This window comes from Streptomyces sp. 2A115, assembly GCF_052245575.1.
GTDB lineage: Bacteria > Actinomycetota > Actinomycetes > Streptomycetales > Streptomycetaceae > Streptomyces.
In genome coordinates, this window is record NZ_JBQQCG010000162.1 from 1 (window position 1) to 9,573 (window position 9,573).

Sequence of the window (9,573 nt, forward strand, 5' to 3'; positions counted from 1 at the left end):
TATTCGGGTCAACCGGGAGGCGCGGCGCTCGGACATCCCGACACGTCCCCTCACGCCGAAGGCCGTGTGCGGACGGGTGAGGGCTGGGGCTACGGCCCATCAGGGGCGCGGGGAACTGCGCGCTCAGCCCACGAGGACCGGCAGTGTGAGAACCGGCCTGAGGCCCCCGATCTTTTAGGGGCGCGGGGAACTGCGCGACCAGCCCCCACTGCCCCGCAGTGAACGAACCACCCCAAGGCCCCCCTTCCGCTCAGGACGCCGCTCGGACCAGGGCCCGCATCACGCGCAGGTCCTCACCCATCTCCGGGTGCCATTGGACGCCCAGTACCCAGGAGGAACCGGGGAGTTCGAGCGCCTCGACCGTGCCGTCCGTCGCGTGGGCCGAGGGGGTGAGGCCCGGTCCGAGGCGGTCCACCGCCTGGTGGTGGTAGGTGGGCACGGAGTCCTCCTCGGGGACGAGCCCGGCGTACAGAGAACCCGGTACCGGCTTCACCGCGTGCCGCCCATAAACCCCCACGGCCTCGATATGCCCTTCGACGTGCTGCTTGAGCGTCCCGCCGAGCGCGACGTTCAGGAGCTGCATGCCCCGGCAGATGCCGAGCAGCGGCGTGCCGGAGGCCAACGCGGCGTCGATCAGGGCGAGTTCCCAGGTGTCGCGTTCGTGCGCCTCGGGGCCGGAGCGCGGGTCGCGGGCAGCCCCGTAGCGTGACGGTTCGACGTCGGGACCACCCGCGATCACCAGCCCGTCGAGCCGGGCGACGGTTTCGGCGGCGTACGAGGCGTCGTCCGGCGGCAGCATCGCGGCGAGGCCGCCGGCGGCCTGCACCAGCTGTGGGTATCCGACCGGCAGCAGCGCGGCCCGCAGCTCCCAGACGCCCCAGCGCGCGGAGTCCAGGTACGTACTGACTCCGATCAGCGGTCTGCCCGTCATCGCCACGCTCCCTGTGCCTCGTCGGCTCCTAGGAGAAGGCTAATAGACCGACCCCATACCTTTACAGAGATCCCGTGCGGAGATCCTTACGCCAGGAAGCCGCGCAGCAGCGCCGCCGTACCCGCGCAGTGCTCGCGCATCATCTCGCGGGCCCCGTCGGCGTCCCCGTCGAGCACCGCCTCGACCAGGGCCGTGTGCTGGCGCTGTGAATGCTCCAGGTTCCGTACCAAGAGGGGGATGCAGTCGAGAAGGTCGTTCACGGTCGCGCGTACGGCCGCGTACTGCGCGGTGAGGGTCGGTGAACCGCACAGTTCGGCGAGCGTGAGGTGGAGGAGGGTGTCGCGGCGCCGGTAGTCCGCGAGCGGCGCGTCGTGGGTGCGGGCGAGGGCCTCGCGCAGGCGCCCGGACTGGTCGGCGGACAGGCCGTGGGCCGCGCAGAGGCCGGCCGCGCCGACCTCCAGGACCTCGCGGAAGCGCAGGACGTCCTCGATGTCGGTCACCGCCACCCGGCGGCGCAGCTCGGCCTCGCCGGGCGCCTCGGTCCGGGGCAGCACGAACGTGCCGCCGTACCGGCCCCGCCGCGACTCGACCAGACCCTGGTCCTGAAGCACTTTGAGCACCTCGCGCAGCGTCACCCGGCTGATCCCCAGCCGTTCCGCCAACTCCCGTTCGGCGGGCAGCCGTTCGCCCCCGGGCACCAGGCCGAGCCGGACGACCTGGAGGACCTGCTCCAGGGCTTCCTCGAAGCCGTTGCCCGCGCGTACCGGCCGCAGGACCGGCGTCAGCTGGTCGTTCGGGCCGTATGGATCCGGCTGTGACATCTGGCCGCGCCCCCTTCCCAAGCAATGGTTCTCGGCAATACCTTATGGCTCTCGGCTGACCCAAGGAGGCCTTTCCCGTGGCAGACCGCACACCACCCCTCAGCGTCGAGGAGTTGCACGCCCTGGTCGCGAGCGGCGAGATCGACACCGTCGTTCTGGCCTTCCCGGACATGCAGGGGCGGCTCCAGGGCAAGCGGTTCGCCGCACGGTTCTTTCTCGACGAGGTCCTGCACCACGGTACGGAGGGCTGCAACTACCTCCTCGCGGTCGACACCGAGATGAACACGGTCGACGGGTACGAGATGTCCTCCTGGGATCGTGGATACGGCGACTTCGCCATGCATCCGGATCTCAGCACCCTGCGCCGGGTGCCGTGGAACGCCGGTACGGCCATGCTCGTCGCCGACCTCGCCTGGGACAACGGCTCGCCCGTCGTCGCCGCGCCCCGCCAGATCCTCCGCCGCCAGCTGGAGCGGCTCGCCGAGCACGGCTTCACCGCCCAGGTGGGGACCGAACTCGAGTTCATCGTCTTCAAGGACACGTACGAGCAGGCCTGGGATGCGAACTATCGAGGGCTGACACCGGCGAATCAGTACAACATCGACTACTCCGTGCTCGGGACGGGCCGGATCGAGCCCCTGCTGCGGCGTATCCGGAACGACATGACCGGCGCCGGTCTGACCGTCGAGTCCGCCAAGGGCGAGTGCAATCCCGGGCAGCACGAGATCGTCTTCAAGTACGACGAGGCGCTGGTCACCTGCGACCAGCACGCCATCTACAAGACCGGTGCCAAGGAGATCGCCGCCCAGGAGGGCGTCTCGCTCACCTTCATGGCCAAGTACAACGAGCGCGAGGGCAACTCCTGTCACATCCACCTCTCGCTCACCGACGCCGATGGCACGAACGTGATGGTGGGCGACGGGAAGGGGGGTGACAGGAAGGGGGGCATGTCGACGGTCATGCGGCACTTCCTCGCCGGGCAGCTCGCCGCGCTCCGGGACTTCTCCCTTCTGTACGCGCCCAACATCAACTCGTACAAGAGGTTCCAGCCGGGCTCGTTCGCGCCGACCGCCGTCGCCTGGGGTCACGACAACCGCACCTGCGCGCTGCGCGTGGTCGGCCACGGCCGTTCCATGCGCTTCGAGAACCGGCTGCCCGGGGGAGACGTCAACCCGCACCTGGCCGTCGCCGGTCTGGTCGCGGCCGGACTGTACGGCATCGAGCAGAAGCTGGAGCTTCCGGAGGCGTGCACGGGGAACGCGTACACCGCGGAGTACGAGCACGTGCCCACCACCCTGCGCGAGGCCGCCGAGCTCTGGGAGACCAGCCCCATCGCCAAGGCGGCCTTCGGTGACGAGGTGGTCGCGCACTACCGCAACATGGCGCGCGTCGAGCTGGACGCCTTCGACGCCGCGGTGACCGACTGGGAGCTCCGCCGCTCCTTCGAACGCATGTGAGAGGTCCTTCGGTGTCGCAGTCGCAGCTGTTGTCGCAGTCGCAGTCCAAGTCGGACGAGCACGAGCTCCAGGTCCTCAATCCCGCTACCGAGGAAGTCGTCGCCACCGTTCCGGGTGCCACCGCGGCGGACGTGGACGCCGCCGTCGTGCGGGCCGCCAAGGCGCAGGCCCGGTGGGCCGCCCTCGCGCCCGGTGAGCGTGCCCGGCTGTTGCGCCGCTTCGCCGTCGTCGTCGATGAGCACCTCGAGGAACTCGCCCGGCTGGAGGTCCGCGAGGCCGGGCACACCATCGGCAACGCGCGCTGGGAGGCGGGCAACGTCCGTGATCTGCTCGACTACGCGGCCGGGGGAGTGGAGCGGCTCACCGGGCGGCAGATTCCGGTGCCGGGTGGCCTCGACGTCACGATCCTCGAACCTCTCGGGGTCGTGGGTGTGATCGCGCCGTGGAACTTTCCGATGCCGATCGCCGCATGGGGTACGGCTCCGGCGCTCGCGGCGGGCAACGCGGTCATCCTGAAGCCCGCTGAGACGACCCCGCTGACGGCCCTGCGGCTGGCTGAGCTCGCCGTGGAGGCCGGTCTTCCGGAGCATCTGTTCCAGGTGCTCCCGGGAGCGGGCCCTGTGACGGGCAACGCGCTCGTCGAGCATCCCGGGGTCGCGAAGATCGTCTTCACGGGGTCGACGACCGTGGGCAAACAGGTGTTGGCGAAGGGTTCGGCGCTCCTCAAGCCCGTCACCCTCGAACTCGGCGGCAAGAGTCCCAACATCGTCTTCGCCGACGCCGACATCGAGGCCGCCGCGGCCGCCACCCCCATGTCCTTCCTGGACAACTCCGGTCAGGACTGCTGCGCCCGCACCCGCATCCTCGTCCAGCGTTCGGCGTACGACCGCTTCCTCGAACTCCTCGCCCCGGCGATCGAGTCCGTCGTCGTCGGTGACCCCGCCGACGACAAGACCGCGATGGGGCCGCTGATCTCCAAGTCCCAGCTGGAGCGCGTACGTTCGTACGTCACCGACGGCCTGGCGGGCATCCGGGGCACTGCCCCCGAAGGCCCTGGCTTCTGGTTTCCGCCCACTGTCCTGACCGGAATCGAGCCCCACGCGCGCGTGGCCGTCGAGGAGGTCTTCGGGCCGGTCGCCGTGGTCCTGCCCTTCGAGGACGAGGCCGACGCGATCCGCCTCGCCAACGCCACCGAGTACGGGCTGTCCGGCTCCATCTGGACCCGGGACGTCGGGCGCGCGCTGCGCGTCTCGGGGGCCGTCCGTGCCGGGAACCTGTCCGTCAACTCCCACTCCAGCGTCCGCTACTGGACCCCCTTCGGCGGCTACAAGCAGTCGGGGCTCGGCCGCGAACTCGGCCCGGATGCCCTCACCGCCTTCACCGAGACCAAGAACGTCTTCATCAGCACGGAAGGCCCCGCACAGTGACCGAAGAGACCGAAGAGAACATCTGCCGCCGCCTCGTCGGCCGCACCGCCGTCATCACCGGGGCCGGCAGTGGCATCGGCCTCGCCACCGCGCGCCGGCTCGCCTCCGAGGGCGCCCATGTCGTCTGCGGCGACGTCGACGAGAGCCGGGGCAAGGCCGCCGCCGAGGAGATCGGCGGGACCTTCGTGAAGGTCGACGTGACCGACCCCGAACAGGTGGAGGCGCTCTTCAAGACGGCGTACGACACCTACGGCTCGGTCGACATCGCCTTCAACAACGCGGGCATCTCACCGCCCGACGACGACTCGATCCTGGAGACCGGCCTGGAGGCCTGGAAGCGGGTCCAGGAGGTCAACCTCACGTCCGTGTACCTGTGCTGCAAGGCGGCCATCCCCTACATGCGACGCCAGGGCAAGGGATCGATCATCAACACCGCGTCGTTCGTGGCCCGGATGGGCGCGGCGACGTCACAGATCTCGTACACGGCCTCCAAGGGCGGTGTACTGGCCATGTCCCGCGAGCTGGGCGTGCAGTTCGCGCGGGAAGGCATCCGCGTCAACGCCCTCTGCCCCGGGCCGGTGAACACCCCGCTCCTCCAGGAACTGTTCGCCAAGGATCCGGAGCGGGCCGCGCGCCGGCTCGTACACATTCCTGTCGGGCGGTTCGCGGAGGCCGAGGAGATCGCCGCGGCGGTCGCGTTCCTGGCCAGCGACGACTCCTCGTTCGTGAACGCCACCGACTTCCTGGTGGACGGCGGGATCTCGGGGGCATACGTCACACCCCTCTAGGGCGCGTGTCGGAAGTCCCTCCTGCCCCGCGACGCCTGGCACGCACTCTCGCCGCACCGGCCGAAAGCTCAAGTACGTCCACGAGGGCTTCCGGCCGGCACGCCGAGAGCACGCACCAGACGCCGCAGGGCCCGCCCTCCGGGCGGACGGAGGGACTTCCGGCACACGCCCTAGCCCGGCTTGGCAACGACACCCCTTCCGGTCTCGTCCTAGAGTGCCGGGATGAGCACGACGCCTCCGCCCGGCTGGTACCCGGACCCCTCGGCCCCGCACGTGGAGCGCTGGTGGGACGGGACCGCCTGGACCGAACACCGGCGCACGCCCGAAGTGCAGCAACAGCCCGTGTGGCAACAGCCGGTGATGCAGCCGCAGTTCGCCCCGACGGCGCCCGGCGGCGAGTCCGGCCGAGCGAAGGCGATCGCCGTCACCGCCGCGGCGGCCGTCCTGGTCGCCGCGATCGTCACCGGCGCCGTCGTCCTGAACGGGGACGACGGCGACGCGGAGTCGAAGACCGACCCGACGCCCACGTCGTCGTCCGCGCCCACGAGCGCCACCCCGACCTCGCCCTCGGCGTCCACCTCCGCCCCGTCGGCCGACGACCCGTCCGTCGTCGTGGACGAGCTCAACGGCATCACGCTGCCGCTCCTCGACGGCTGGGCCAGGCCCAAGTACGTCGCCGAGGACGACGTCGTGATGACCACGCCCGGCACCTACGACTGCCCGGGCGACGAGGGCCTCTGCCGCCACGGCAAGGTCATCTCGCGCACGGTCACCTCGAACGACGAGAAATCCCCCGAGGCCCTCGCCAAGGGCGACATCTCCGAGGCGGCCGACCTGGCGTACGACCGCGACAACCTCGACCGCCGCCCGTACAACGGCATCACGTCCCACAAGCTGGTCAAGCAGGGGCCGATCGCGGTCGCGGGACGCACCGGGTACTTCGTGCGCTGGCGGGTCAACACCGAGGTGGGACCCGGAGGTTACGTCCAGTCGCTGGCGTTCCCGTCCAGCGTCGGCTCGGAGGCGCCGGTCATGGTGCGGTTCGTGTTCGACGCGGGCGAGGAGGGGCCGCCGCTGGCGGACATGGACCGGATCACCAAGGGGATCCGGCCGGTGGGCGACGAGGGCACGAGCGGCGGAGTGGGCAGCAGCATCGGCCCCACGTCCTAGAGCCCGCAGCTCCCGCGGCGCTCCCGCGGCTACAGGAAGGTGTGCCCTTCCCCCCGGTACGTCGGGACCGTCGCCGTCACCGTCTCGCCCTCCACGAGACGCAGCACGTCGAACCGCTCGCACAGCTCCCCGGCCTTGGCGTGCCGGAACCACACCTTGTCGCCGATCAGCAGGTCGTCGGCGGGAGAGCCGAGCAGCGGCGTCTGCACCTCGCCGGCTCCCTCCTGGGCGTCGTACCGCAGCCCCTCGGGGAGGTACGGCACGGGCAGCCGGTCCTGACCCGCGGCGCCCGACGCCGGATAACCGCCGCCGAGGACGGTCACGACACCCACCCCCGGCCTGCGCACGACGGGTTGCGCGAAGAGCGCGGCCGGACGGCCGCTGAACGACGTGTAGTTGTCGAAGAGGCGAGGCTGGTAGAGCCCCGAACCGGCCGCGATCTCGGTGACGCAGTCCTCGGCCGCGGTGTGCTGGACGCTGCCCGTGCCGCCGCCGTTGACGAACTCCAGGTCCGGCGCGACGGCCCGTACCGCCCGTACGACGTCCGCGCGGCGCTGGGCCAGCTCCCTGCGGGCCGTGGCCTGCATCAGCCGGATCGCGCGCGACCGCAGCGGCCGCCCCCGCACGGCGTCGCCCACACCCGCGATGTGCCCCTCGTACGCCATGATCCCCACGAGCCGGAACCCTGGTCGGCGGGCCACCGTACGGGCCATCTCGGCGACCTGGGCGGAGGAGTGCAGCGGCGAACGGCGGGCGCCGACCCGGACCCGGCCGCCGAGCAGCTTCAGCGAGGTGTCCAACTCAAGGCAGACGCGCACGACTTCGCGCCCGCCGTCCCGGGCGTCGTCGATCAGCTTCAGCTGCGCCGGGTCGTCCACCATGACGGTCACGGCGGCCGCGAGCTTGGGGTCGGCGGCGAGCTCCGCGTACGCCTTCCGGTCGGCGGACGGATAGGCGAGCAGCACGTCGTCGAACCCGGAGCGGGCCAGCCACAGCGATTCGGCGAGCGTGTAGGACATGATCCCGGCGAAGCCGTCCCTGGCCAGGACGCGTTCGAGCAGGGCCCGGCAGCGTACGGATTTGCTCGCGACCCGTACGGGCTTGCCGGCGGCTCTCCGTACGAGGTCCTCCGCGTTGGCGTCGAAGGCCTCCAGGTCCACGATCGCGAGGGGAGCGTCCAGGTGAGCGGTGGCCCGGTCGTAACGGGCTCGGTCTGCGGCGCGGGCAGTCATGCACGCAGCCTGCCAGACCTGATTACCGCAGGGTAGGGGGATGTTCCGGGCAGATGCCCCGCGCCTGCCGACTGGTTCCCACCCGCACAGCGTCAACCCGTAGAGTGACGAGCACGCAAGCAGGGAACGGTCCGGAGGGGCTCCTTCGGCGGGCCGGACGCCCGGGGCCGAGGAAACGGGGGGTGCATGAGCACGGAAGCGCGCCGCGCCTCCATTCCTCCACGCCCGCCGATGCCGCCCGGGCCGCCTTCGGCGGAGGGACAGCGACAGCCGTCCGACGGCGAGGGCTCGGGTTCGGGCTCGGGAGAGACAGACGCGTCGTCGAGACGCGACGGCGGGCGCGCTTCTGAGGAGGCCGAGAGGCCGGATGAGGGCGCCGGGAGCCCGGGCGTTCGGCCGGGGCGCGACTCTGCCGGCCCCAGGGACACTGAGGACGCCTCGCGGCGGACCGACGGCGCGAGTGCTCTGCCCGTTCGCGACCGCGACAACGAGCGTGTTCCGGAGCCGAGCGACTCCGACGCCACGGGTCCTCTGCCGAGGCGCGACGCCGGAAGCGCGCCTCCGAGCCCCGGCATCACCGGGGCTCGTCCGGGGCGGCCGGCACCCCACGCCCAAGGCACACCGCCCCGGCCGCGTGCGGCCGCCGACGGCGCCGGCCATCGAGGGACCTCCCCGGCGGCTTCGCCCCGCCTCCCGAACCTTCGCGTCCCGGGCGCCCACAAGCAGACTCCGGACATGCCACCGCCCCCGGCGGCTTCGGCGCGCTTTCCGGACACGCCGCCGCCAACGACCGGCGCCTTGCCTCGGCTTGGGGTGCCGACTGCCCCACCGCGCCCGGCGACCGGGCCGCGCGTTCCCGTGCGGGGCGCAGAGGGCTTGGGCGTTCCGCCGCGTCCGGCCACGGAGCCGAGGGCGACGGCCGGCAGCGCCGAGCAGCTGGGCGGCGTTCCGCCCCGGCCGGCGAGCGAGCCGCGTACCCCCGACGGGAGGTCTGCGGACACCGACGTCCCGCCGAGTCCGGCGGCCGGGCCGGGGGTGAGCGACAGGAGCACCGAGCAGGCAGGCGTTCCGCCGCGTCCCGGCACCGAACCGGGGGCGAGCGCGAGGAGCGCCCAGGGGACGGACGTTCCGCGGCGTCCGGCGACCGAGCCGCGCGCCGCCACGACGCACGCCGAAGGCGCAGCCGCACCGCGTCGTCCCGGCACCGAGCCGCGGCGGGTCGCCGGCGACTCACAGGAGTGGTCGGGCCGCGGCTCGCCCGAGTGGCCGTTCGTGTCGCCGAGACCGGGTGTTCCGGAGCGGCCGCTCACGCCACCCCGGACGGGCGCTGAGGAGCACCCTGCCGCGCGGTTCGGGGCGGATGCCGTGGAGCGCCCGGTCGGGTGGTCGGAGCCGCGCGCAGGGGAGCGACCGGTGGGAGCGGCGATGCCGCAGGCCGGTGAGCGCCCGTTCGCGCCACCGCGCCCGAGCAGCCTGCCCCCCGCCCCCGCCCCCGCCGCCGCCGCGCGGCGCACCGGCGCGCCCTGGGAGACCCCGTCGGAGACGACGACCCGGCTCCGCCCCATCCCCGGCGAGCCGCCCGTGCCACCCGCCCCCACGGCCACACCGACGCCCTCCGCGCCGCCACCCGGCGCGAGCCCGTCCAGCCCGGCGACACCTCCCTCGGGCACTCCCCGATACACGGGCGAAGCCTGGGACGACCTGGCATCGGGCGCCCATGGCGTGCGGGCGTGCCGTGTCGTTGTCG

The 9,573-nt window shown here is 72.3% G+C and carries 7 protein-coding genes and 1 pseudogene; 5 read left to right on the forward strand and 3 right to left on the reverse strand.

Annotation, left to right across the window (positions count from 1 at the left end):
- Nucleotides 1-250 precede the first annotated feature (250 nt).
- Together ACTWQR_RS54610 and ACTWQR_RS54615 are read right to left on the reverse strand one after the other, a co-directional pair.
- On the reverse strand, nucleotides 251-931 hold the full coding sequence (locus tag ACTWQR_RS54610) for a gamma-glutamyl-gamma-aminobutyrate hydrolase family protein (RefSeq protein ID WP_443234819.1): 681 nt from the start codon (nucleotides 929-931) through the stop codon (nucleotides 251-253).
- Between the two features lie 86 nt (nucleotides 932-1,017).
- The gene (locus ACTWQR_RS54615) at nucleotides 1,018-1,752 is read right to left on the reverse strand and encodes a FadR/GntR family transcriptional regulator (protein ID WP_443234820.1); all 735 of its coding nucleotides are present in this window, start codon (nucleotides 1,750-1,752) and stop codon (nucleotides 1,018-1,020) included.
- 77 nt (nucleotides 1,753-1,829) lie between these two features.
- Here ACTWQR_RS54615 and ACTWQR_RS54620 point away from each other — a divergent pair, with 77 nt between their 5' ends.
- From ACTWQR_RS54620 to ACTWQR_RS54635, 4 genes are all read left to right on the forward strand, one after another.
- Nucleotides 1,830-3,209, forward strand: coding sequence for a glutamine synthetase family protein (locus ACTWQR_RS54620; protein WP_443234821.1), 1,380 nt, complete (start codon nucleotides 1,830-1,832; stop codon nucleotides 3,207-3,209).
- Nucleotides 3,210-3,220: 11 nt separating this feature from the next.
- Nucleotides 3,221-4,636 (forward strand): aldehyde dehydrogenase family protein, encoded by a 1,416-nt coding sequence (locus ACTWQR_RS54625; RefSeq protein ID WP_443234822.1) that lies wholly within the window; start codon nucleotides 3,221-3,223, stop codon nucleotides 4,634-4,636.
- Nucleotides 4,633-5,424, forward strand: coding sequence for a 3-oxoacyl-ACP reductase (locus ACTWQR_RS54630; RefSeq protein WP_443234823.1), 792 nt, complete (start codon nucleotides 4,633-4,635; stop codon nucleotides 5,422-5,424). Before ACTWQR_RS54625 ends, ACTWQR_RS54630 begins: the two co-directional genes overlap by 4 nt.
- Nucleotides 5,425-5,646: 222 nt before the next feature.
- Nucleotides 5,647-6,594: a DUF2510 domain-containing protein gene (locus tag ACTWQR_RS54635; RefSeq protein WP_443234824.1), complete on the forward strand. Its 948-nt coding sequence runs from the start codon at nucleotides 5,647-5,649 to the stop codon at nucleotides 6,592-6,594.
- Between the two features lie 29 nt (nucleotides 6,595-6,623).
- On the opposite strand, the gene ACTWQR_RS54640 is transcribed toward ACTWQR_RS54635, so the two are convergent.
- On the reverse strand, nucleotides 6,624-7,826 hold the full coding sequence (locus ACTWQR_RS54640; RefSeq protein ID WP_443234825.1) for an amino acid deaminase/aldolase: 1,203 nt from the start codon (nucleotides 7,824-7,826) through the stop codon (nucleotides 6,624-6,626).
- Nucleotides 7,827-9,239: 1,413 nt separating this feature from the next.
- On the opposite strand from ACTWQR_RS54640, the pseudogene ACTWQR_RS54645 reads away from it, so the two are divergent.
- Nucleotides 9,240-9,573 (forward strand): annotated as a pseudogene (locus tag ACTWQR_RS54645) (hypothetical protein); the annotation flags it as partial.

Coding starts and splice junctions, on each gene's coding strand:
- ACTWQR_RS54610 (WP_443234819.1), bottom strand. CDS start 931: ATGACGGGCAGACCGCTGATCGGAGTCAGTACGTACCTGGACTCCGCG.
- ACTWQR_RS54615 (WP_443234820.1), bottom strand. CDS start 1,752: ATGTCACAGCCGGATCCATACGGCCCGAACGACCAGCTGACGCCGGTC.
- ACTWQR_RS54635 (WP_443234824.1), top strand. CDS start 5,647: ATGAGCACGACGCCTCCGCCCGGCTGGTACCCGGACCCCTCGGCCCCG.
- ACTWQR_RS54640 (WP_443234825.1), bottom strand. CDS start 7,826: ATGACTGCCCGCGCCGCAGACCGAGCCCGTTACGACCGGGCCACCGCT.